This is a genomic window from Sphingopyxis indica (assembly GCF_900188185.1).
Classification (GTDB): Bacteria; Pseudomonadota; Alphaproteobacteria; order Sphingomonadales; family Sphingomonadaceae; genus Sphingopyxis; species Sphingopyxis indica.
The window spans coordinates 146,611-169,267 of sequence record NZ_FZPA01000004.1 but is presented as its reverse complement, the minus strand read 5'-3'; the positions used below and the strand labels follow the sequence as shown (position 1 = coordinate 169,267).

The window sequence follows — 22,657 nt, the reverse complement described above, 5'->3', positions numbered from 1 at the left end:
TCGTTCCTTGGGGATCAGGCTTTGTTCTTGGTGCGGCGGATTTCGGCGCGGACGCTGAGGCCGAGCGCGTCGGCGACGAGCGCCGCCTGCTCGGTCTGGTGGCGGCTCATCAGGCCGGTCGCGGGCGAGGCGGCGGCGTGACGGCCGGCGTAGCGCGGGCGCATACCCTTGTGCCCGGCTTCGTCCAGCGATTCCTCGATCAGCGATTCGACGAAGAACCAGGCGCCGTTGTTGCGCGGCTCTTCCTGCGCCCAGACGACCGTTTCGAGATTCGTCATCCGCTTGAGGCGCACCGCGAGCGCTTCGCCCGGGAAGGGGTAAAGCTGTTCGATCCGCACCACGCTGACATCGTCGAGGCCGGCGCTGTCGCGCGCTTCCATCAGGTCATAGGCGACCTTGCCCGAACAGAGCACCAGCCGCTTGATCCTGTCGTCGGCGGGGGGCGTCATGTCGGACTTGATGCGCATGAAGTGGCTGTCGCCGAGGAACTCGTCGCGGCTGCTGACCGCGAGCTTGTGGCGGAGCAGCGACTTCGGCGTCATGATGATCAGCGGCTTGCGGAAGTCGCGGAGCATCTGGCGGCGCAGGACGTGGAAATAATTCGCCGGCGTGGTGATGTTGCACACCTGGATATTGTCGCCCGCGCACAGCTGCAGGAAGCGTTCGAGGCGCGCCGAGCTGTGCTCGGGGCCCTGCCCTTCGTAGCCGTGCGGCAGCAGCAGGACGAGGCCGTTGGCGCGCAGCCACTTCGCTTCGCCCGATGCGATGAACTGGTCGATCATGATCTGCGCGCCGTTGGCGAAGTCGCCGAACTGCGCTTCCCAGAGCACGAGGCTCTTCGGATCGGCCATCGCATAGCCATATTCGAAACCGAGCACGCCATATTCGCTAAGCGGGCTGTCGAGCACTTCGAAGCGGCCGTGCGGCAGCGTCTTCAGCGGCACATATTTCGCCTCGGTCGTCTGGTCGACCCATACCGCATGGCGCTGGCTGAAGGTGCCGCGGCCCGAATCCTGACCCGACAGGCGCACCTGATAGCCTTCGCTGAGCAGGGTGCCAAAGGCGAGCGCCTCGCCGGTCGCCCAGTCGAAGCCCTCGCCCGACCGGAACATTTCGGCGCGCCCGTCGATCACCCGGCGCAGCGTCTTGTGGACATCGACATCGTCGGGGATCGTCGTGATCGCGCGGCCGACCGCATCGAACAGCTTGCTTGTCACCCCGCTATCGACGTTGCGGCGCGTATTGCCTTCGTCCTTCGGCGCATAGAGCCCCGACCAGCGGCCCGCGAACCAGTCGGCCTTGTTCGCCTTGTAGCTCGCGCCGAGCTCGAACTCTTCTTCGAGGTGCGCGACGAATTCGCGGCGGTGCGTCGCGACATAATCGCCGTCGATCACGCCCTCATCGACCAGCCGCGCGCCGAACAATTCGCTGACCGGCGGATGCTTGCGGATGATCTTGTACATCAGCGGCTGGGTGAAGCCCGGCTCGTCGCCCTCATTGTGGCCGAAGCGGCGATAGCACCACATGTCGATGACGATGTCGCGCTTGAACTGCTGGCGGAAGTCGATCGCGAGCTTGCACGCAAAGGTCACCGCCTCGGGATCGTCGCCGTTGACGTGCAGGATCGGCGCCTGGACGCCCTTCGCGACGTCCGACGGATAGGGGGACGATCTGGCAAATTGCGGGCTCGTCGTAAAACCGATCTGGTTATTGACGATGAAGTGGATGCAACCGCCGGTATTATAGCCGGGAACGCCCGAGAAGCCGAGGCATTCCCACACGATGCCCTGCCCCGCAAAGGCCGCGTCGCCGTGAATGAGCACCGGCAGCACCTGCTCATGCTTTTCGAGGTCGTCGCGGTGGACCTGCTGCGCGCGCACCTTGCCGAGCACCACTGGATCGACCGCTTCGAGGTGCGAGGGGTTGGGGACGAGCGACATATGGACGCTGATCCCGTCGAATTCGCGGTCGGTCGAGGTGCCGAGGTGATATTTGACGTCGCCCGACCCGCCGACGTCGTCGGGGTTCGCGCTGCCGCCCTGGAATTCGTGGAAGATCACGCGATAGGGCTTCGCCATCACATTGGCGAGCATGTTCAGGCGCCCGCGATGCGCCATGCCATAGACGATCTCGCGCACGCCGAGCGCGCCGCCATATTTGATGATGCTTTCGAGCGCGGGGATCATCGCCTCGCCGCCGTCGAGCCCGAAGCGCTTGGTGCCGACATATTTCTTGGCGAGGAATTTCTCCCATTCCTCGGCCTCGATCACCTTCTTGAGGATCGCCTGCTTGCCCTCGCGGGTGAATTCGACGCGCTTGTCGGCGCCCTCCATCCGCTCCTGCAGGAAGCGCCGCTCCTCGACGTCGGCGATGTGCATATATTCGAGGCCGACGTGGCCGCAATAATTGGCCTGCAGGATCGAAACGATCTCGCGCACCGTCGCCTTTTCCAGCCCCAGCGCGCCGCCGATGAAAACCGGACGGTCCTGATCGGCGCCGACGAAGCCGTGATATTCGGGGGTGAGGTCGGCCGGAAGCTCGCGCGTCGACAGATTGAGCGGATCGAGATTGGCGGCAAGATGCCCGCGCACGCGATAGGTGCGGATCAGCATCATCGCGCGGATCGAATCGTCGGCGGCGCGCTCGACCTCGGCGTTCGAGAGCGGTGCGCCCGCCTTTGCCGCCGCAGCCTTCACCGCGACCTGCATCTGCTGCGGGTCGAGCGCGGCGGTCCAGTCGTCGCTGTCGACGGGCGGCCAGTTCTTCGGCGCCCAGCTCGGCCCCGCCTGCGGCTCGTCGATATCAAAGCTCTGTCGTTCGAGGTTCATTTTTCCAAACCCTTCGTGCCCCTGCGAAGGCAGGAGCTCATCTCCTGGGGACTAAACAAGCGTCTCGAATAGATCGGCCCAATCGGGATTTCGTTCCTCGATTCGCTTGATCTTCCAAGCCCGGTTCCATTTCTTCATTCGCGCTTCAAACTGCCGGGCGTCATATATGCTCTCGAACACCTCGAACCAAACCAGCAATTTGCAGCCATAATCCTTTGTAAAACCTTCGATCATGCCTTCGCGATGTTGCCATGCCCGTTGGGGCAGATCGCTCGTCGCGCCGATATAGATGGTACCGTTTTTCTGGCTCGCCATGATGTAAACATAGCCGGGTCGAACCATCTTCAGCCTCGCTTTCCGCGTGTCCCCGCGAAGGCGGGGACCCATTCGACGCTGCCATGGGTCCCCGCCTTCGCGGGGACACACGAATTGGCAGACCGCTCCAAAATCAAACGCGTTCCTTCAGCACCTCGGCGAGCGTCGTGCCGAGTTCGGACGGACTCGCCGACACGGTGATGCCCGCGGCTTCCATCGCGGCGATCTTGCTTTCGGCGTCGCCCTTGCCGCCCGACACGATCGCGCCGGCGTGGCCCATGCGGCGGCCCGGAGGCGCGGTGCGGCCCGCGATGAAGCCGACCATCGGCTTCTTGCGGCCGCGCCTGGCTTCGTCGATCAGGAACTGCGCCGCCTGCTCCTCGGCGTCGCCGCCGATTTCGCCGATCATGATGATGCTCTTCGTGGCGTCGTCGGCGAGGAAGAGTTCGAGCACGTCGATGAAGTTGGTGCCGTTCACCGGGTCGCCGCCGATGCCGACCGCGGTGGTCTGGCCGAGGCCGGCGTTGGTGGTCTGGAACACCGCTTCATAGGTCAGCGTGCCCGAGCGCGAGACGACGCCGACGCTGCCCTTTTTGAAGATGCTGCCCGGCATGATGCCGATCTTGCATTCGTCGGGGGTCAGCACGCCGGGGCAGTTCGGGCCGATCAGCCGCGACTTCGAGCCCGACAGCGCGCGCTTCACCTTGACCATGTCGAGCACCGGAATGCCCTCGGTGATGCAGACGATCAGCTCCATCTCGGCGTCGATCGCCTCGAGGATCGAATCGGCGGCGAACGGCGGCGGGACATAGATGCAGCTTGCGGTCGCGCCGGTCGCCGCCTTGGCTTCGGCGACGGTGTCGAACATCGGCAGCCCGATGTGCGTCGTGCCGCCCTTGCCCGGCGTCACGCCGCCGACCATCTGCGTGCCATAGGCGAGCGCCTGTTCGGTGTGGAAGGTGCCTGTGGCGCCGGTCATCCCTTGCGTGATGACCTTGGTATTCTTGTCGATGAGGATGCTCATTGCACTTCTGTTCCTTCTTCAATCCTGACAGCGTAATAAGTCAGGCCGAAACCTTTGGCGTAGTTGATCTGAGTTTCGTCCGAATTGTCATTCAGGCCCGGATTCCAGAGCTTACGAAAACCGACGTCATCCAAACCCTTCAAATCTGGCATGGCGAATGCTGGGGCGACAGGGGCACGCCCCGCCCATTGCACGATCCTTGCCCCGTCACTGCGCAGAACCGCTTTCGGTTCCCGGACGGTGCAGATCGATTGCGTAAACCTCGTATCTCGGTCCATACCGAAGATCACATAAAGCTGACGCCCACCACTATCCTTGACGAACTGCCGGTGCGACGTGCCGACGGAGTCCCATTTTTCTGCCAACTCCTCGGCAAGCCAGCTTCCGGCAATAGGCTCGGCGACTGCCCAACCAGCCGACGCCAATTCATTGTCCACAGCTTCGCCATTCAAAGCGACCGCGCAGGCGGAGCGTGCATCATCGAGCACTGCTTCGACCGGATATGCCGATCCGCCTGCCGGGCCGCTCGCCGCGGCGAGAACTGCGAGAACGATTGTCACGCCAGCGACGGGTCCAGCGCCTTGCACGCGTCGAGCAGTTCCTTGACCGCATCGACCGAGACCTGCAGGCCCGCCTTATCTTCGTCGTCGAGTTCGATCTCGACGATCTTCTCGACGCCGCCCGCGCCGATCATCACCGGCACGCCGACATAGAGGCCGTCGACGCCATATTGGCCGTCGACATAGGCGGCGCAGGGCAGGATGCGCTTCTGGTCGCCCAGATAGGCTTCGGCCATCGCGATGCCCGAGGCCGCGGGGGCATAGAAGGCAGAGCCGGTACCGAGCAGCGCGACGATCTCGCCGCCGCCGCCGCGCGTGCGCTTGACGATCGCGTCGATCTTGTCCTGCGACGACAGGCCCATCTTGACGAGGTCGGGGACGGGGATGCCGTTGACGGTCGAATAGCGGACCACCGGCACCATCGTGTCGCCGTGGCCGCCGAGGACGAAGGTGTTCACATCCTTCACCGAGACGTCGAATTCGTCGGCGATGAAGTGGCTGAAGCGCGCCGAGTCGAGCACGCCGGCCATGCCGACGACCTTGTTATGCGGCAGGCCCGAGAATTCGCGCAGCGCCCACACCATCGCGTCGAGCGGGTTGGTGATGCAGATGACGAAGGCGTCGGGGGCGTTGGCCTTGATGCCCTCGCCCACGGCCTTCATGACCTTGAGGTTGATGCCGAGCAGGTCGTCGCGGCTCATGCCCGGCTTGCGCGCGACGCCGGCGGTGACGATGATGACGTCGGCGCCCGCGATGTCCTTGTAATCGTTCGAGCCGGTGATCTTCGCGTCGAAGCCCGCGATCGGCCCGACCTGCGACAGGTCGAGCGCCTTGCCCTGCGGCACGCCTTCGACCACGTCGAACAGCACGACGTCGCCGAGTTCCTTTTGCGCGGCGAGCAAAGCCAGCGTTCCGCCGATATTCCCGGCGCCGATCAGCGCGATCTTCTTACGTCCCATGGTGCGCGGCACTCCCTTCGTGGCAAGCCCGGCAATTAGGTCACAGACCGGCGGGGGCACGGGCCAAAGCCTCTTGCCGGTCCCAAGGATGGCGACGCCCCTACGCCGATTCCCTTAAGGAAACAACCGCGAAAAGGACGAAAATCCGGCTTTCTTTGCAAATAGTTCGCAATATCTTTTACCCGCAGAGCCCGGCCGATCCGGGTCGCGCCGCCGCTTCCGCCGTCGCCGGCCGAGCGATGCGCTTCCGAACCTTGGGCGTGGCTTAACCGTCCCTTATCCTGCCCTTGCTACGCGTGCGCGACATGACGCGGGCGATCATCAGCTTTGACACCGAATTGTCGGCTGCCCTTTTTCAGCAGGGCGCCGATGCGCGTGCCAATTTCGAAAGCTCGGTCCTCGGCCGCTGCCGCGACGGCGATTTCGGGATCGAATATCAGATGGACGTGCTCGAGGCGCACGGGATCAAGGGCGTTTTCTTCGTCGATCCGATGCCCGCGCTCGTCTATGGCCCCAAGATCATCGAGGCGATCGTCCACCCGATCGTGTCGCGCGGGCACGAGGTTCAGCTGCACATCCATACCGAATGGCTGAAGTTCGCGCGCTTCAATCCGGTCGGCAAGCAGACCGGCCGCAACATCGCCGACTTTGCCCTGCCCGCGCAGAAGAAGCTGATCGGCCTCGCACGCGACATATTGGTGAGCGCGGGCGCGCCCGACCCGATCGCCTTTCGCGCGGGAAATTTCGGCGCGAACGACGATACGCTCGCCGCGCTCGCCGCGCTCGGCTTTCGCTACGACAGCAGCTTCAATGCCGCCTATCTGGGCCGCGAGTGCAGGATCGGGCTCGATGCCGACAATCTCGGTATGCGCTTTCACCACGGTGTGTGCGAAGTACCGGTGAGCGGGCTGATGGACCGTCCCGGCAGCTTTCGCCCCGCGCAGCTTTGCGCGATGTCGAAGGAGGAAATGCGCGACGCGCTGGATCATGCGGCGGCGAGCGGCGCGATCCAGTTTTCGGCGTTCAGCCACAGTTTCGAATTGATGAGCCGCGACCGCGCGGTGGTCAACCGGCTCGCGGTCGCGCGGCTCAGGGCGCTGTGCCGCGCGGTCGCCGACGATCCGCGCGTGTCGAGCGGCGGCTTTGCAGGGCTGCCGCTGCCGCCCGCCCAGCCCGGCCGCATCGAAGCCGCCGCCCCGCGTCCGGTGCGCACCTGGAAGCGCGTCGCCGAACAGGCGATCGGCCATCTGGCGCACGAGGTGCGCTATGTCCGCAGCCTCACCTATGTCGCGGCGAACTCATCGCGCTGGGGCAAGGTCGTCGGCGGCATCATCCTGGCCATGGCCTAGGCCACGGACCCGGCGACAGCACCCGCGAGGCGTCGAAATGGCGAAGATATCGCCTTCGCGCGGCCACAGGGGATAGTGGCTCTATCCGCAAGGCCGCGCGGAGACGAGATCGAAGCCATTTCGGCGTCCCTTCGGGATTTGACCGATTTTGCCCATGGCTTCGTCGGGAAGTCTTGAAATATTGACATATTCCTGCGGCTTCCCTCCTCGCCCTGAGCAAAATCGCTTCAAACCTCGCGGGTGCTGTCGCCGGGCCCGTGGCCTAGCGCGAGATACGCATCGGACTGCATCTCGGCGAGGCGGCTTGCCGTGCGTTCGAATTCGAACGCGCCGTCGCCCGCGACATAGAGCTGGTCGGGCTCGGCCGCGGCACTCGCGAGCAGCTTGACCTTATATTCGTAGAGCGCGTCGATCAGCGTGACGAAGCGCGCCGCTTCGTTGCGGTTTTCCGGCCCCATACGCGGAATGCCGACGACGATCACGCTGTGGAAATGGCGCGCGACCGCGAGATAGTCCGCCGCCCCCCGCGCCTCGCCGCACAGCCGCTTGAACGAAAAGACCGCGACGCCCTTCAGCGCCTTGGGAACATGGAGCACGCGCCCGCCGCCGACGTCGAGGTCGAGCGAGGGGACATGCGCGCGGTCCTCGGGCGGATAGTCGGTCAGGCGGAAAAAGGCCGCCGACAGCGCCCCGGTCGCCGCGGCGTCGGCGGGCACGAACCAGCGCTTGCCGTCGCCGAGCCGGTGGCGGCGATAATCGGTCGGGCCGTTGAGACCCAGCACGTCCAGCCGCTCCTCGATCAGCGCGATGAAGGGCAGGAAATGCTCGCGGTTGAGCCCGTCCTTGTAGAGATCGGCGGGCGGGCGGTTCGAGGTCGCGACGACGGTCACGCCATGCTCGATCAGCGCGGTGAACAGCCGCGACAGGATCATCGCGTCGGCGCTGTTGTTCACGACCATCTCGTCGAAGGCGAGGCAGCGGACATTGTCGGTGAGCATCGCCGCGACCTGCGGGATCGGGTCGCCGCTCTCGGTCTTGCGGACCTCGCGCATTTGCGCGTGGACCTGTTGCATGAAGGCGTGGAAATGGACGCGCCGCTTCCGCTGGATCGCGAGCCGATCGTAGAAGAGATCCATCAGCATCGACTTGCCGCGCCCGACCGCGCCCCACAGATAGACGCCGCGCGGCGACGGCGGCTTGCGGCGGGCGATACGCCAGAGCAGGCTGCCGCGCGGCGGCGCGGCTTCGAGCTCTTGCTGGAGCAGCGCGAGCCGTTCGGCCGCCGCGCGCTGCTCGGGGTCGGGCTTCAGCTCGCCCGCGGCGACCAGCGCGTCATAGGTCGCGAGCAGCGGCACTCAGCGCTTGCTCGCCTTGCGGATGGTGCCGGCGAAGCTCAGCACGATATGCTCGTCCCCGGCGCCCTGGACGACGAGCCCGCGCAGGAAGATCAGCCGGCCGGTCTCGCGCACCAGCTCGACGACCGCGTCCATCGGCTCGCCGGTCCGCCCGGCGCCGACGAACTGCGTCGACAGATCGAGCGTCACCGAATGGCCGGCGTCGAGCGCACCGAACTGGTGCGAGGCGGCAAAGAGCGCGATGTCGACGAGTGCGAGCGTCACCGCGCCATGGACATTGTCGCCGAGGTTGCTGTGCTTGCGCTGCGGCAACATGCGCACGCGCGCGCACGGGCGGCCGTCGGGCGTCGGCGCCTCGACGCGCACCGACAAGGGCTCGATGAAGCTGTTGAAGCGGCTCGGGTCCTTGAGATTCCAGCTGACCCAGCCGTCGCCGACCTCTTCGGCGCTGAAATTGTCGCGCCGCTTCGGCTCCTCGATGCTGTCGTTCATTGTCGATCGTCCGCGAAGGCGGAGCGGCACCGGCCCGCTCCCCCATCCCTGGCGTCAGCCGCCATCAAACCTGCCGCTCGGCTTCCAGCTTCTTGATCTCGGCGATCGCGCGCGCAGGGTTCAGGCCCTTGGGACACGCATTGGCACAGTTCATGATCGTGTGGCAGCGATAGAGGCGGAACGGGTCCTCGAGCTCGTCGAGGCGTTCGCCGGTCAGCTCGTCGCGGCTGTCGGCGAGCCAGCGATAGGCCTGGAGCAGGATCGCGGGGCCGAGGAACTTGTCGCTGTTCCACCAATAGCTCGGGCAGCTCGTCGAGCAGCAGGCGCAGAGGATGCATTCGTAGAGACCGTCGAGCTTCTCGCGCTCCTCGGGCGATTGCAGCCGCTCCTTGCCGCTCGGCGTCGTCGTCTTGGTCTTGAGCCAGGGCTCGATCGACGCATATTGCGCATAGAAATGGGTGAAGTCGGGGACGAGATCCTTGATGACTTCCATGTGCGGCAGCGGGGTGATCCGGATGTCGCCCTTCAGATCCTCGATCGCGGTCGTGCAGGCAAGGCCGTTCTTGCCGTTCATGTTCATCGAACAGCTGCCGCAAATGCCCTCGCGGCACGAGCGGCGGAAGGTGAGCGTCGAATCCTGCTCGCTCTTCATCTTGATGAGCGCGTCGAGCACCATCGGCCCGCATGTGTCGAGATCGATCTCGAAGGTGTCGAAATGCGGATTTTCGCCGCTGTCGGGATTGTAGCGATAGACCTTGAACTTTTTGACGTTGGTCGCGCCCTCGGCAGTGTGAACCGTGCCATTCTTCTTCACGCGGCTGTTCCTGGGCAGGCGAAATTCGGCCATATCGCGGGCTCCCTTGTGCAATCGCGCCGACGCCTAGACCCGATGAACCGCGACGGCAAGGGGGTGATGTCCCCATCGAATCTCTTTGGCCCTATCCCTTTCGTGTGTCCCCGCGAAGGCGGGGCCCCATCTCCCTCCGGCTCTATTTTGCGCCGTCGGGTGATGGGCACCCGCCTCCGCGGGTGCACACAGCTTTTTTTTGCGGCGAATGATGCTACTTGCGCAGCGATGAGCGAAGAGCCCGCCCCAGCGCCAGCCGTCACCAGTCGCCATGTTGCGAAGGGGCTTGGCACGACCGTGCTCGCGCGGCTCGGCGCGGTGGTCGAGATCGTCGCGCAGCCGCTCTATGTCGCGATGTTCGGGCTCGCGGGCTATGGCCTCTATGCGGTGCTCTGGGCGGCGATCAACCTGATCGAGAATATCTTCGACCTCGGCATGACGAGCGCGATGCAGCGCACCGTGCCGCAATCGGCGAGCGATGCCGAAGCCGCAGCCGCACTGCGCACCGCGATGCTGTTTGGCGTCGGCCCGTGCCTGGTCGTCGCCGGCGGGATCGCACTGTTCGCCGCCGACCTCGCCCCCTTCCTCAACGTCGCGACGCGCGACCGGCCGCTCGTCGTGCCTGCGATCCAGCTCTTCGTCTGGGCGCTCCCCCTCTGGGCGTTCGTCGAGATTGCGACGTCGGCGATGCGCGCGCGCATGGTGTTCGGGGCCGAGATCCGCCTGCGGATCGTCTGGGAACAGATTTTGCGGCTCGTCTTTGCGGGCCTGTTCTTCGCGGGCGGGCTCGGGCTCAAGGGGCTGTTCATCGCGCACATCTGCTCGCTGGCGGTGACCGCCTTCCTCTGCGTCCGGCTGCTCGCGCGCTATTACAGCTTCGCCGAGCTGCGCCGCGCGCCGCGCGGCAGCGCGACCGCGAAGAACACCTTCTGGGCGGGACTTTCGATCCTGCCCTCGAACGTCATCGCCCGCCTGTTCGGCGATGCGCCGGCGCTGATCCTCAACCTGTTGATCCCCGGCGCGGGCGGCGCCGCGGCGGCGGGCCTGTTCACCATCGCCCGCAAGCTGTCGAGCGTCGTCCAGCTCGTCCGCATCGCCTTCGTCTATGTCCTCGCGCCGCTCGCGGCGAGCGCCGAGCGCGCCGACCGCGCACAGGTCGCCGCCATCTATGCCTATGCGACACGCCTGATTTCAGCCGTCGCGCTGCCGCTGGCGGCGGTGCTGGCGGCGGGCAGCTCGTCGCTGCTCGGGCTGTTCGGCGCTGAGGCGCATGTCGCGCAGGGCGCGGTCATCATCCTGTTCCTCGCCCGCGCGGCAGAGGCGGTTCTCGGCATTTCGCAGCCCATCCTGCAAGTCGTGGCGGCCTTTCGCCACCAGCTCACCGCCAGCATCGCCGGCGTCCTTGTCGCCATCGGGGCGGGTTCGCTGATCGTCGGTCATATGGACGCGCTGACCGGGGTTACGCTGGGCATGGCGGCCGGCCTGATCGTGATGGCGGGCATTCCGATGCTCCAGCTCGCCCTGACCGAGAAGCTGCATCCCTTCGATGGGCAATTTCTGTCGGTAGCGCTGCGCGGCGGGCTGGTTGCGCTGGTGGCGGGGCTGTTGGCCTTTGTGGCAAGACGGCTGCCCGACGCCGCGGCGTTGCCGTTGATCATCCTGCTGGCCATGGCCGCCATCTGGCTGTCGGTGCGGTTCGCCTTGCCCGACGCCGACCGCGCCTCACTCGGCAGCGTCGGGCGACGGCTGCGCCTCCAAGGCGGAACCCTATCGGAAGCGTCATGACTCCAACGAATCCCGCCAAAAGGACCCGATCCGCGTGACAGACCCCACAGCGACGCGCGTCGCCATCTATGACCTCGACCGCACCCTGCTGCGCCGGCCGACCTTCACCCTGTTCCTGATCTGGGCGGCCTGGCACGAAGCCCCCTGGCGCCTGCTGCTGCTGCCCGGCCTCGCAGCGCTGGGTCTCGGCCATGCGCTGCGGCTTTATGGGCGCGATCGTTTCAAGCCCGCCGCCATTCGATTGATGCTGGGGCCGCGCCTGACCCCGGACCGCGCCGAAAAGCTGGCGGAACGCTTTGCGGGCTGGCGCGTCCCCGCCGATGTTCCGCCGGGTGCCAGCGCCGCCGTGGCGCGCGATCGCGCCGAGGGGTTTCGCCTGCTGATGGCGACCGCCGCGCCTGAATTCTATGCTCATGCGATCGCCGAAGCGCTGGGATTCGACGCCGTCGTCGCCACCCGCCACCAGCGCGATGCCGCGGGCAACTGGCTGCCCGCGCTCGACGGGGGCAATTGCTATGGCGCGGAAAAGGCCCGGCGCGTGACCGAATGGCTCGATGCCAACGTCCCCGGCGGCGCCCGCCGCATCCGCTTCTATTCGGATCATGTCAGCGATGCCCCGACCTTTGCGCTCGCCCACGAAGCCTGGTTGATCGGGCGGGGCAAAGGGCCGGCCGCGCACGCGGCGCGGCACGGCTGGCGGACGGCGGATTTCGAAACCGATACCGCGGCCTGCTAACTTCGATTGCGCCCTTGTCGCAGCTCCACATTCCCGGCTAATTCCGCGCCTCCCGGAGTCTATCCTTGCCGACCTCCATCGCCTTTCTCGCCATCGCCGAAGCGCAGCAACTCTATCACTGGCTGCCGACCGCGCTGGAACTTGCCCGCCGCGACGATGTGCGGATTTCGGTCCTGTCGCCGTCGGAGCGCATTCTCGATCTGATCCGAAGCCGCGATCCGCAGGGATTGCTCGATCCGGTGCGCCTGCGCCGCCCGCCCGGCCCCGACACGCTCTTTCGCCAGCCGTCGCGGCTGGCCACCCTGCTGCTCAACTATCGCACGCTCACGCGCTTCCCGGTTCTCGTGACGACCGAAATCACCACCGCCTGGCTCTCCCGCGTCCCCGGATTTCCTTCGCGCACGATTCTCATCAAGCATGGGGCGGGCGATCGCGAAGGAGGATATAAGCAACGCCACCGCTATTTCGACCTGACGCTGGTCGGCGGGATCAAAGATCGCCGCCGAATGATCGAGCGCGGCCTGGGCACGGAGCAGAATATCGTCGTCGCCGGCTATCCCAAATTCGAACTCGACACGGAGCCTCAGCGCTTTTTCCCCGACGACCGCCCGGTGCTTCTCTACAATCCGCATTTCGATGCGGAGCTGTCGTCGTGGATCCGCCACGGCCCCGCCATTCTCGCGGCGCTGGAAGCGCTCGACGGATGGAACGTCATCGTCGCACCGCATATCAAGCTGGCGCGCCAGGTGCCGCCGATCACGTCGCAGGCCCCCCATGTGCGCGTCGATATGGGCAGCCACCATTCGATCGACATGAGCTATACGACGAGCGCCGACGTCTATCTGGGGGACGTATCGAGCCAGATCTATGAATTTGTCGTGCGCCCGCGCCCCTGCATTTTCCTGAACCTCGACCGGCGGGCATGGCAGGGCGATCCCGCCTTTGCGCATTGGCGGCTGGGCCAGGTGATCGAGGATCTGGCCGACCTGCCCCGCGCGCTGGCCCGGGCGGCGGACTTGCAACCCGGCTTCATTGATGCTCAGGAAACGGCCATGCGCGATTCCATCGACCAGTCCCCGATCCCCGCCTCCCGGCGCCAGGCCGACCTCATCCTCGACTTTGCGAGGGCGAACGGATGAGCGGCACGATCGCGACCGCCGCCGGGCCGGTGCGCCTGATCGGCGACAATGCCACGCCCATCTGGGGCATGACCAACGCCGAACGCTGCCGCCGGCTGGCGGAAAGCGCCGGGAAGGACGGCGCGGCGGTCGCGCCGGGGCACGAACTGCTGTTCAACCTCGACTTTGTTTTCGACCCGATGCTGCTCCGCGAAGTCCTGGGCCAGCCCGGGCTGGTTTTCGCGTGGAACGGCGTACCGGTGGTCGGACAGGCGCCGCTGGGCCGCGATCCGATGACCGCCTCGGTCGTCGACCTGGCGGACGGGCGAAAGCTCTACAACCGCCAGCTTCGCAAACTCGAACAACCTTTCGTGCGCGATCTGACCCCTGCCACCCGGCGCGAAATCGAACGCCGCAGCTATTTCGGCGCCTATAAGGGCGTCACCGACCTGCTGACCAAATATCTCTGGCCCGAACTGGCGCTGTGGCTGACGCGCGGCGCAGCGAGCATCGGCATGACGCCGAACATGGTGACGGCGATCGGCGCGGCGCTGTGCATCTATGCGACCTATCTCTTCGCCCATGGCCAATATTGGACCGGGATGCTCGCGGGCTTTATCTTCATGGTGCTCGACACCGTCGATGGAAAGCTCGCACGCTGCACGATCACCTCGTCCAAATGGGGCAATGTCGCCGACCATGGCGTCGACCTGATCCATCCGCCCTTCTGGTGGTATTTCTGGGGCGTCGGCCTGGGCAGCTGGGGGCTGGCGCTTTCGACCCAGACATTCGCACTGGTGATGGTCGCGGTGATCGCGGGCTATATTCTCCAGCGGGTGATCGAGGGCCTGTTCCTCAAGGACTTCGGCATGGACATTCATGTCTGGCGGCGGTTCGACAGCGATTTTCGCCTGATCACCGCGCGCCGCAATCCGAATATGGCGATCCTGTTCGTCGCGTTGCTCGCCGGGCGTCCCGACGTCGGCCTTGTCGCGCTCGCCTGGTGGACCGTCATCTCGCTGGCCGTCCATGCGGTGCGTTTGGCCCAGGCCTATCGCACACACCGTTCGGGGCGGCCGATCGTCAGCTGGATGGAGGAGCCCGTTCCATGAACGAAACCATCGAAAAATTCGGCTATCCCGCGACATTGATCGCCGAATTCGATCATTGGCTCATCCTGCTGCGCCCGGCCCAGCCGACATTGGGCGCGCTGGTGCTGGCCGCAAAATCACCCGCAACGGCGTTCGGCGACCTGCCGGCCGCCGCCCATGCCGAGCTCAAGGCGGTCACCTCGGCGATCGAGGCGGCGCTGTCGGCGGCCGTGAGCTACGCCAAGATCAACTATCTGATGCTGATGATGGTCGATCCGCATGTGCATTTTCATGTGATCCCCCGTTATGAGGGGAACCGCACGGCGGCCGGCATGACGGTGACGGATGCGGGCTGGCCCGGTCAGCCCGATCTCGGCCAGGCGGCGAAGCCGGACGCGGCACAGGTCGCGGCGCTCGTCGCCTGGCTGAAACCCTATTTCGCGTAGCGTTTTTCCGCGGCCCATCGCGCGGTCAGCGCATCGGCGGCCTCGACGTCCCCGGGAAAATCGACTTCCTGCCATTCGAGGCCCTCGATCGACACGGTCCCGACCCGGTTGCCCTTGGCGATGATGTCGATCGCGCGCAGATACCAGCGCTCGACGCCGTCGGGCGTGCGCATCATCTGATCGACCTGATTGCGAAAGATCGCCGGCCCGTCGCCGGCGAACGCCAGCATACCGATCGATTCGGCGTCGGTGTCGGGGGGCAACAGCCGCTTGCCGATGGCGTGGAGCCGCCCTTCGGCATCGCGGGTCACCTTCATGTCGTCGTCGTCATAGCTGTCCTTGACATCGACGGTCACGGTGATCGGATCGACCGCGCCGGCGATCAGCCGGGCGACGATTTCGTCCGAGACGATGGTATCGCCGTTGAGGATGATGAAATCCCGGTCCATTTCCGCGCGCGCGATCCAGCAGGTGCCCAGATTGTCGGCGACCTGAAAGAAGGGATTGAACAGCGTGCGAACGCGCGCGCCGGTGTCGCGATAAAGTTCCAGCGCGTGATCCTCGACGCGTTCGGTCCGGAAACCGGTCACGACGACGATATCCTTGATCCCGTTGGCAACGAGCGCCGCAACCTGCCAGCCCAAAAGGCTGCGGCCGTTGAACTCGATCAGGCATTTGGGCAGGTCGCGGGTCAGCGGCAACAGGCGCGACCCTTGCCCGGCGGACAGGATGATGGCTTTCTTGATGCTCATGGCTGACGCCCTAGAGTGATTTCGAGTGAAATGGAACATTTCACGGCTCGGAAATCACGGCAAAACCGGCACTCAAGAGCCGCTTGACGTTCGTTTCACCAAAAAAGCGCACCCCGCCGGTCAGGGCCGGGCGGCGAGGATGCTTTCGATCAATTCGACGTCGGCGGGCTTGTCGGCGTCGATGCACGCCTCCGGCTCGGTCATCGGGACGATTTTCGCCTTGAGGCCGAAGCGCAGCCCGGCGCGCGCGACGCCCTGCTGGATGGTGATCAGCCGCAGCACCACCGCGAGCAGCAGCGCCGGACCGAAGGCCGCGACGATCTTCATGCCCCGCTTGCGGTCGCGCTCGATCCGGCCCCAGAAATCGAGCAAGGGCAGCACGCGGCGTCCGCGGAGGCGAAAGAGGTTGGCGCCCGACCACCAGCCGCCGCGGAATTTGAGCCAGGTGCGCTTCGATTCGGGATAGTGCGCGAGCAGCACCCGCTTTTCGACCATCGCAACCGCGACGTCGCTATCCTCCGCACCGGCCAGAAATTCGGCGATCATCGCAGGCGTCAGGAGCACATTGTCGGCGGTCGTCACGAGCACCGGCGCATCGCCCTCGGGCAGCGCGGCGGCGAGCGACGCGCTGATCCCCTGCCCCGAATCGGCGAAATGCAGGTCGGCGAAACCGGCGAGCGCTGGATGTGCGGCAAGTTCGGCGCTGCGCTGCGCCAAAATGGTGATCGGCCCTACTTCGGACGCCGCGCGCAGCGCCGCGACGACATGCGCGAGCATCGGACGGCCCGCGATGGGGAGCAGCGCCTTGGTCGCCACGCCGCTGCCCGAGAGCAAGGGGTCGGGACCCGGACGGCTGCCCGCCATGACGAGGACGCGGATCAGTCCGTTCACTGCGCGGCAGCCCCGATCGGCGCGATGCGGCGCGCGGTGACGCCGCGCAGGAAATCGCTCGCCTCTTCGAGCACCGGACCCTTGCCGCGGAACGGCGCCGACAGCGCCATGACGATGGCCGTGTGCCCCATGCCGGGATAGATGCGCAGCGCCGCCGCGCCGCCCGCGCGCAGAATCGCCGCCGCCAGATTCTGGCTGTTGCGCGGGCGCACCACATCGTCGGCGTCACCAGTGGCGAGCCACAGCGGCGGCGCATCGCCGCGCGCGAAGGCGATCGGCTGTGTCTTTTCGAGCGGACGGACCTTGCCCATCGCCTTGTCGGCAAAGCCCCCCTTTTCGAACGGCAGGAAATCATAGGGGCCGGCGAGCCCGGCGACGCCGCGGATCACCGAAAAATCGCTGCCCGCTTCGCGCAGCCAGCTCGGATCCAGCGCGAGCATCATCGCATTATAGGCGCCCGCCGAATGGCCCATCAGCGCGATCCGGTCGGGATCGCCGCCGAGGCTCGCGATATGCCGATGCACCCACGCGACCGCGGCGGCGCTGTCCTTCAGGAAATCGGGCCAGTGCGCGCGCGGAACCAGCCGATAGTCGGGGATGACGGTGACGAACCCCTGCTGCGCGAGCGCGCGGCCCGCAAAGCCATAGCTTTCGCGCGCGCCGCTGTTCCAGCCGCCGCCATAGAAGAAGACGACGACTGGCAGCCGGTCGTGCGGCTGGGCGGCTTCGGGCACCCATATGTCGAGCGACTGGCGCGGCCCCTGGCCATAGGGCTGATCGGCGAGCAACAGCCGCGCGCCGTCGCCCGGCCCGAGCAGGCGATCGGCAAGATTCAGCGACCTGGCGCCGCCACGCAACACCGCCTTCGCGCCGCCGCCGAACAGCAGCAGAAGCAGGATCGCCACGAACAGAAATTTGACCAAGCCTCGCCGTCCTTGCTGCGCGTCTCGCGCGCCCTACCGCGCGCTGCGGGTCGCGACAAGCGCCGCGATCCTTTCGCACCATCGCTGCCGCCGTGCGGCCCGGCCTCGCCGGCAACATCCGCGCCATGTCGCCCGCCGCCTCGCGGCCGGATTGACGCAGCCCATCCTGCCGTTAGGTTGCAAGAAAAAACGGGATGAGGATGATGCTGACAAAAGGCGACGAGTATCCGCTGCACCAGACGAGCGAGCCGGTGGCTTTCGCGGGCACCGACCGCAATTTCTATGACCGCTATTTCTTCAACGGCTACAGCGCCGACGGGTCGCTCTTCTTCGCCGCGGCGATGGGCTTTTACCCGCAGCTCGGCATCGTCGATGCGAGTTTCAGCGTCATCGTCGATGGCGTGCAGCATATCCTCCATGCGAGCCGCCGCTCGGGCGGCGAGCGGCTCGACCTGGCGGTCGGCCCGATCGCGATCCATATCGACGCCCCGCTCGAGCGCCTCGCTCTGACCATCGCGGCGAACGACGGCCTGCTCGCGGGCGAGCTGCTGTTCACCGGGCGTCATTTCCCGATTCTGGAGCCGCGCTTCGTCCGCCGCAACGGCACGCGATTGTTCATGGACTATACGCGCATGACGCAGAACGGCCGCTGGTCGGGCTGGCTGTCGGTCGACGGACAGCGGATCGACCTCGATGCCGGCTGGACCGGCACGCGCGACCGCAGCTGGGGGATACGCCCCGTCGGGGCCGCCGAATCGCAGCCGCCGCCGCAGGGCAATTTCAGCCAGTTCTTCTGGCTGTGGACGCCGTGCAATTTCGCCGGCCGCTCGCTCTTCTTCCACAGCAACGACGACGGCGAGGGCAGCCCGTGGAACCGCCGCGCGGTGATCGTCGGCGATGGCGGCGTCGAACGCCATTTCGATGGCGCGACCTTCGCCGCGACGTGGGAATCGGGAACGCGGCGGCTCGCGCGGCTCGACGTCGATCTCGGAGCCCGCAGCACGCTGGCACTCGTGCCGTCCGGGCCGGTCTTCGCGATGAGCGGCCTCGGCTACACGCATCCAGTCTGGGGCCATGGCTTCGATCACGGCGCCGATCCGGTCGTCGCGCATGACGCGCTGACCGAGGAGGAACGAAGCTGGGCCAATCCGCTCGCGATGCACATCCAGGCGCTCGTCACCGCCGAACTGGCCGACGGCGATGCCATGCATCGCGGCACCGGCGTACTCGAACAATTATTCGTCGGCCCGCACGCGCCGACCGGCCTTACGGGCCTGATGGACCCCGCGCGATGAGCTTTCCGACGTCGCCGGAGGCGATGACCCCGGCCTGGATCGCGGCGCGGCTGGGGCAACCCGCGGGCGCGCTGCGCGGCTTCACGACCGCCAAGGTCGGGACCGGCCAGATGTGCGACAGCTTCCGCCTGACGCTCGACTGGGCGGAAGGCATCGACGACGCGCCCGCGAGCATCGTCGCCAAATGCCCGAGCCACGACGCGGCGAGCCGCAATATCGCGGCGCTGACCGGCACCTATGTCAAGGAAGTGAGCTGGTATCGCGAACTGGCGGCGGACAGCGGCGTCGCGGCGCCGCATTGCTATCATGCACAGATTGCGCCGGACGGCGTCGACTTCATTCTGCTGCTCGCCGACCTTGCTCCCGCGCGGCCGGGCGATCAGCTCGCGGGGATGGGTCTCGACGCGCTCGGCCCCTGTATCGACGCGGCGGCGGGGCTGCACGCGCTGCTGTGGAACGATGCGCGGCTCGACGCGCTGCCGTGGCTTTCGCGCGATAGCGGCGATCTGGTCCGCGCGCTGTTTCCGCAGCTCTATCTCGGCTTTCGCGAGCGCTATGCCGGACGGCTCGCGCCCGACATTCTGGGCGTCGGCGCGGCGCTCGTCGAGCGGCTCGAAGCCTGGCTGACGCGCACGCCGGCGGCGCGGACGATCGTCCACGGCGATCTTCGCCTCGACAATATCCTCTTCGCGCCCGACCCGCGCGAATGCTGGCTGGTCGACTGGCAGACGCTTGGCCGCGGCAGCGGCGCCGCCGACCTTGCCTATCTGGTCGGCACCAGCATCGCCGATCCGGTCGAGCGCGCGGCCGCCGACCGCCCGGCGTTCGACCGCTGGCTCTCGGCCTTGCGGGCGCAGGGGATCGAAGCCGACGCCGACGCGCTGTGGGACGATTATCGCGTCGGCGCGCTCAGCGGCTATTTCATGGCGGTCTTCGCGTCGATGAACGTCGAACGCACGCCGCGCGGGGACGAGATGTTCGCGGTGATGGCCGAACGCCCGGCGCGGCAGGCGCTCGCGCTGGGAAGCCTCGATTTGCTCTAGGCCGGCAGTTCGCGGATCGTCTGGAAACGGGCGATACCAGTCGTAGGGATAAGGAAGCCCCTCCCCTTCAGGGGAGGGGCAACGAAGACTTGGCAGCTTGCTGCCTAGTCGCAGTGGGGTGGGGGCCATCGGCCTTGCGCTACGCCGATGGCCCCCACCCCAACCCCTCCCCTGAAGGGGAGGGGCTTAAAGGCCGCAACGTCCGCTCCCCACCCCGAAACCGACATCCCCGCTCGTCCGCCACGAAAAAGGGCGGCCCGTCGCCGGACCGCCCTTCCTTTTCTCCACCCGTCGGCGGAAAAATGATTAGCGCTTCGAGAACTGGAAGCTGCGGCGGGCCTTCGCCTTGCCGTACTTCTTGCGCTCGACCGCGCGGCTGTCGCGGGTCAGGAAGCCCGCGGCCTTCACGGTGCCGCGCAGCTTGGGCTCGTAACGGGTCAGCGCCTGCGCGATGCCGTGCAGCACGGCGCCCGCCTGGCCCGACAGGCCGCCGCCCTTGACGGTCGCGACGACGTCATACTGGCCGACGCGGTCGGTCAGGCCGAAGGGCTGATTGATGACGAGGCGCAGCGTCGGGCGCGCGAAATAGACTTCCTGGTCGCGGCCGTTGACGGTGATCTTGCCCGAACCGGGCTTGACCCACACGCGGGCGACGGCGTCCTTGCGGCGGCCGGTCGCATAGGCGCGGCCCTGCTTGTCGAGCTGCTGCTCGCGCAGCGGCGCCGACGGCGTTTCCGGGGTCTCGACGCCTTCGACGGCGCCGGCGAGATCCTTGAGATCGGTCATGGTCTGTTCGTCAGCCATTATGCACCCACCTTGTTCTTGCGGTTCATCGACGCGACGTCGATCACTTCGGGGTTCTGCGCGGCGTGCGGATGGTCGGTGCCCGCGAAAATGCGCAGGTTGCGCATCTGCTGGCGGCCGAGCGGGCCGCGCGGGATCATGCGCTCGACGGCCTTTTCGAGCACGCGCTCGGGGAAGCGGCCCTCGAGGATCTTCGCGGGGCTGGTTTCCTTGATGCCGCCGGCATAGCCGGTGTGCTTGTAATAGCGCTTGTCGGCCATCTTCTTGCCGGTGAACTGCACCTTTTCGGCATTGATGACGATGACATTGTCGCCGCAATCGACATGCGGGGTAAAGCTCGGCTTGTGCTTGCCGCGCAGGATGTTGGCGATGATCGTCGCGACGCGGCCCACGACCAGGCCGTCGGCGTCGATCAGCACCCATTTCTTTTCGACCGTCGCGGCGTTCGCCGACTGGGTCGTCTTGGTCAGCGCCTTCATGGCACGCTCCTTGACAGAGATGGACTTGGGCATAGGGCTTGCCGCCCGCCGTCCGGAAACAAACCGCGCCGCCTGATCCGAACGGACGCGGCGGCGCTTCGATGCGGCCCAATGACGAGTGACGCGCCGAAAGTCAAGCTCAGCGCGCGATTGCTGACGGGTAATATGATACCTCGCGTCACATTTTGGGGGCAGCGCCCTGTGCGTCGCAGCGTCCCAGCCGGTGCAGCGCCGCGGCGGTGGTCGCGACCAGCAGCGCGCCCGTAACCTGATGCAGCACCGCGATCCACATCGACACGCCGGTGACGACGGTCGCGATGCCGAGCGTCATCTGCGCCGCGACGACGAGCAGCAGCAGCCGCGCCTCGGTCCGGCCGCCGCGCCGCCACAGCGCGCGCGCAAGAAGCAGCAGCGCGAGCGCCGCGACCCACGCCCACCAGCGATGGAGGAAATGGATCAGGAAGGGGTCGTTGGTGATCGCCATCCACGCGCCCGACGACCAGTCGATACCTTCGGGGAAGAGGCGATCGTTCATCAGCGGCCAGGTGTTCGCGACATAGCCGGCGTTGAGCCCCGCGGTCCACGCGCCGAGCAAGAGCTGGACGACGAGCACCGCGATCACCGCGATCGCGCCGCCGGTCAGCCGCGCCGGACGCGCGCCGGGATCGCGCGCCAGCTGCGCGAGGTCGCGCGCGGTCCAGACGAGGCCCGCGAGCAGGAACAGCGCGGTCAGCAAATGGGTCGCGAGGCGGAAATGGCTGACGTCGGTGCGCTGGACGAGCCCCGAGGCGACCATCCACCAGCCGATCGCGCCCTGCAGCCCGACGAGCGCGGCGAGCGCGAACAGCCGCCAGCCGTAGCCCGCGGGGATCGCGCGGCGGAAAGCGTACCAGACGAGCGGCACGAGCAGCGCGAGCCCGACGAACCGCCCGAGGATGCGATGCAGCCATTCCCAGAAGAAAATGCCCTTGAACGCGGCGAGCGACATGCCGCGATTGATCTGCTGATATTCGGGAATCTGCTTGTATTTCTCGAACTCGGCCTGCCATGCCGCATCGCTCAGCGGCGGCAGGATACCCGACACCGGCTTCCACTCGGTAATCGACAGGCCCGATTCGGTCAGGCGGGTGATGCCGCCGACCGCAACGATGGCGATCACGAGCAATGCGACGACCCACAGCCAGCGCGACAGCGCGGCGGGGCGGGTTCTGGCGGACGAAGCCTCGGTCATCGCCGCCCTATCGTCGCTCGCCCCGCGATAGGCAAGAGGCCGGTGCGTTGCACGCGGGTCGATCAATGCGGGCAGTTCCTGTTTGTCGGCGGATAATGTCCCTTGCAGACGCGCGGCGGCTTTGGGGTGGGGAGAGGACGTTGCGGCCTTTAAGCCCCTCCCCTTCAGGGGAGGGGTTGGGGTGGGGGTCATGGGCGTAGCGCAAGGCCGATGGCCCCCACCCCACTGCGACTAGGCAGCCCTTCGACAAGCTCAGGACTGCCAAGTCTTCGTTGCCCCTCCCCTGAAGGGGAGGGGCTTCCTTATCCCTACGACTGGTATCGTCCGAAAGCGG

At 66.5% G+C, this 22,657-nt stretch carries 22 protein-coding genes; 8 read left to right on the top strand and 14 right to left on the bottom strand.

The window, feature by feature from the left end; translation table 11 throughout:
• Window positions 1-14: 14 nt before the first annotated feature.
• The 5 genes from CHB69_RS07990 to mdh all read right to left on the bottom strand — a co-directional run bounded on the left by CHB69_RS07990 (window position 15) and on the right by mdh (window position 5,686).
• Complete coding sequence (locus tag CHB69_RS07990; protein WP_089215461.1) at window positions 15-2,828, bottom strand: 2-oxoglutarate dehydrogenase E1 component; 2,814 nt, start codon at window positions 2,826-2,828, stop codon at window positions 15-17.
• A gap of 51 nt (window positions 2,829-2,879) precedes the next feature.
• The gene (locus tag CHB69_RS07985) at window positions 2,880-3,170 is read right to left on the bottom strand and encodes a GIY-YIG nuclease family protein (protein ID WP_089215460.1); all 291 of its coding nucleotides are present in this window, start codon (window positions 3,168-3,170) and stop codon (window positions 2,880-2,882) included.
• A 106-nt stretch (window positions 3,171-3,276) separates the two neighbouring features.
• Entirely contained in the window at window positions 3,277-4,167 is an 891-nt protein-coding gene (sucD, locus tag CHB69_RS07980) for a succinate--CoA ligase subunit alpha (RefSeq protein ID WP_089215459.1), read from the bottom strand.
• Window positions 4,164-4,727, bottom strand: a complete 564-nt coding sequence (locus CHB69_RS07975; protein WP_141133935.1) for a hypothetical protein — start codon at window positions 4,725-4,727, stop codon at window positions 4,164-4,166. Before CHB69_RS07975 ends, sucD begins: the two co-directional genes overlap by 4 nt.
• Window positions 4,724-5,686 carry a malate dehydrogenase gene (mdh, locus tag CHB69_RS07970; RefSeq protein ID WP_089215457.1) on the bottom strand — a complete coding sequence of 321 codons (963 nt, stop codon included), beginning with the start codon at window positions 5,684-5,686 and terminating at the stop codon, window positions 4,724-4,726. Before mdh ends, CHB69_RS07975 begins: the two co-directional genes overlap by 4 nt.
• A 305-nt stretch (window positions 5,687-5,991) precedes the next feature.
• On the opposite strand from mdh, the gene CHB69_RS07965 reads away from it, so the two are divergent.
• Window positions 5,992-7,035 (top strand): polysaccharide deacetylase family protein, encoded by a 1,044-nt coding sequence (locus CHB69_RS07965; protein WP_089215456.1) that lies wholly within the window; start codon window positions 5,992-5,994, stop codon window positions 7,033-7,035.
• Between the two features lie 227 nt (window positions 7,036-7,262).
• On the opposite strand, the gene zapE is transcribed toward CHB69_RS07965, so the two are convergent.
• From zapE to CHB69_RS07945, 3 genes are all read right to left on the bottom strand, one after another.
• Window positions 7,263-8,384, bottom strand: coding sequence for a cell division protein ZapE (gene zapE, locus CHB69_RS07955; protein WP_089215552.1), 1,122 nt, complete (start codon window positions 8,382-8,384; stop codon window positions 7,263-7,265).
• 6 nt (window positions 8,385-8,390) lie between these two features.
• The gene (locus CHB69_RS07950; RefSeq protein WP_170935478.1) at window positions 8,391-8,882 is read right to left on the bottom strand and encodes a PaaI family thioesterase; all 492 of its coding nucleotides are present in this window, start codon (window positions 8,880-8,882) and stop codon (window positions 8,391-8,393) included.
• A 64-nt stretch (window positions 8,883-8,946) separates the two neighbouring features.
• Complete coding sequence (locus tag CHB69_RS07945) at window positions 8,947-9,729, bottom strand: succinate dehydrogenase iron-sulfur subunit (RefSeq protein ID WP_089215454.1); 783 nt, start codon at window positions 9,727-9,729, stop codon at window positions 8,947-8,949.
• A 228-nt stretch (window positions 9,730-9,957) separates the two neighbouring features.
• On the opposite strand from CHB69_RS07945, the gene CHB69_RS07940 reads away from it, so the two are divergent.
• The 5 genes from CHB69_RS07940 (at window position 9,958) to CHB69_RS07920 (ending at window position 14,905) form a co-directional block, all read left to right on the top strand.
• Entirely contained in the window at window positions 9,958-11,514 is a 1,557-nt protein-coding gene (locus CHB69_RS07940) for a lipopolysaccharide biosynthesis protein (protein ID WP_089215453.1), read from the top strand.
• 34 nt (window positions 11,515-11,548) lie between these two features.
• Entirely contained in the window at window positions 11,549-12,250 is a 702-nt protein-coding gene (locus tag CHB69_RS07935) for an HAD family hydrolase (RefSeq protein ID WP_089215452.1), read from the top strand.
• A gap of 65 nt (window positions 12,251-12,315) precedes the next feature.
• The gene (locus tag CHB69_RS07930) at window positions 12,316-13,389 is read left to right on the top strand and encodes a glycosyl transferase (protein ID WP_089215451.1); all 1,074 of its coding nucleotides are present in this window, start codon (window positions 12,316-12,318) and stop codon (window positions 13,387-13,389) included.
• The gene (locus tag CHB69_RS07925; protein ID WP_089215450.1) at window positions 13,386-14,480 is read left to right on the top strand and encodes a CDP-alcohol phosphatidyltransferase family protein; all 1,095 of its coding nucleotides are present in this window, start codon (window positions 13,386-13,388) and stop codon (window positions 14,478-14,480) included. The genes CHB69_RS07930 and CHB69_RS07925 overlap by 4 nt, the downstream gene beginning before the upstream one ends.
• Window positions 14,477-14,905: an HIT family protein gene (locus tag CHB69_RS07920; RefSeq protein ID WP_089215449.1), complete on the top strand. Its 429-nt coding sequence runs from the start codon at window positions 14,477-14,479 to the stop codon at window positions 14,903-14,905. Before CHB69_RS07925 ends, CHB69_RS07920 begins: the two co-directional genes overlap by 4 nt.
• On the opposite strand, the gene CHB69_RS07915 is transcribed toward CHB69_RS07920, so the two are convergent.
• The 3 genes from CHB69_RS07915 to CHB69_RS07905 form a co-directional block, all read right to left on the bottom strand.
• Window positions 14,893-15,657: a phosphocholine cytidylyltransferase family protein gene (locus tag CHB69_RS07915; RefSeq protein WP_089215448.1), complete on the bottom strand. Its 765-nt coding sequence runs from the start codon at window positions 15,655-15,657 to the stop codon at window positions 14,893-14,895. The genes CHB69_RS07920 and CHB69_RS07915 overlap by 13 nt on opposite strands.
• A gap of 120 nt (window positions 15,658-15,777) precedes the next feature.
• Window positions 15,778-16,548, bottom strand: coding sequence for a nucleotidyltransferase family protein (locus CHB69_RS07910; RefSeq protein ID WP_425442411.1), 771 nt, complete (start codon window positions 16,546-16,548; stop codon window positions 15,778-15,780).
• A complete protein-coding gene (locus CHB69_RS07905) occupies window positions 16,545-17,471 on the bottom strand; it encodes an alpha/beta hydrolase (RefSeq protein WP_089215447.1) in 927 nt (308 codons plus the stop codon). Before CHB69_RS07905 ends, CHB69_RS07910 begins: the two co-directional genes overlap by 4 nt.
• A 200-nt stretch (window positions 17,472-17,671) precedes the next feature.
• On the opposite strand from CHB69_RS07905, the gene CHB69_RS07900 reads away from it, so the two are divergent.
• Window positions 17,672-18,766 (top strand): Rv3169 family protein, encoded by a 1,095-nt coding sequence (locus CHB69_RS07900; RefSeq protein WP_170935477.1) that lies wholly within the window; start codon window positions 17,672-17,674, stop codon window positions 18,764-18,766.
• The gene (locus tag CHB69_RS07895; protein ID WP_089215445.1) at window positions 18,763-19,809 is read left to right on the top strand and encodes a phosphotransferase family protein; all 1,047 of its coding nucleotides are present in this window, start codon (window positions 18,763-18,765) and stop codon (window positions 19,807-19,809) included. The genes CHB69_RS07900 and CHB69_RS07895 overlap by 4 nt, the downstream gene beginning before the upstream one ends.
• Before the next feature lie 306 nt (window positions 19,810-20,115).
• Here CHB69_RS07895 and rpsI read toward each other — a convergent pair whose 3' ends face one another.
• The 3 genes from rpsI to CHB69_RS07880 all read right to left on the bottom strand — a co-directional run bounded on the left by rpsI (window position 20,116) and on the right by CHB69_RS07880 (window position 22,323).
• Complete coding sequence (gene rpsI, locus CHB69_RS07890; RefSeq protein WP_089215444.1) at window positions 20,116-20,613, bottom strand: 30S ribosomal protein S9; 498 nt, start codon at window positions 20,611-20,613, stop codon at window positions 20,116-20,118.
• Window positions 20,613-21,092, bottom strand: coding sequence for a 50S ribosomal protein L13 (gene rplM, locus CHB69_RS07885; RefSeq protein WP_089215443.1), 480 nt, complete (start codon window positions 21,090-21,092; stop codon window positions 20,613-20,615). Before rplM ends, rpsI begins: the two co-directional genes overlap by 1 nt.
• A gap of 178 nt (window positions 21,093-21,270) precedes the next feature.
• Window positions 21,271-22,323 (bottom strand): COX15/CtaA family protein, encoded by a 1,053-nt coding sequence (locus CHB69_RS07880; RefSeq protein ID WP_089215442.1) that lies wholly within the window; start codon window positions 22,321-22,323, stop codon window positions 21,271-21,273.
• Window positions 22,324-22,657: the final 334 nt, after the last annotated feature.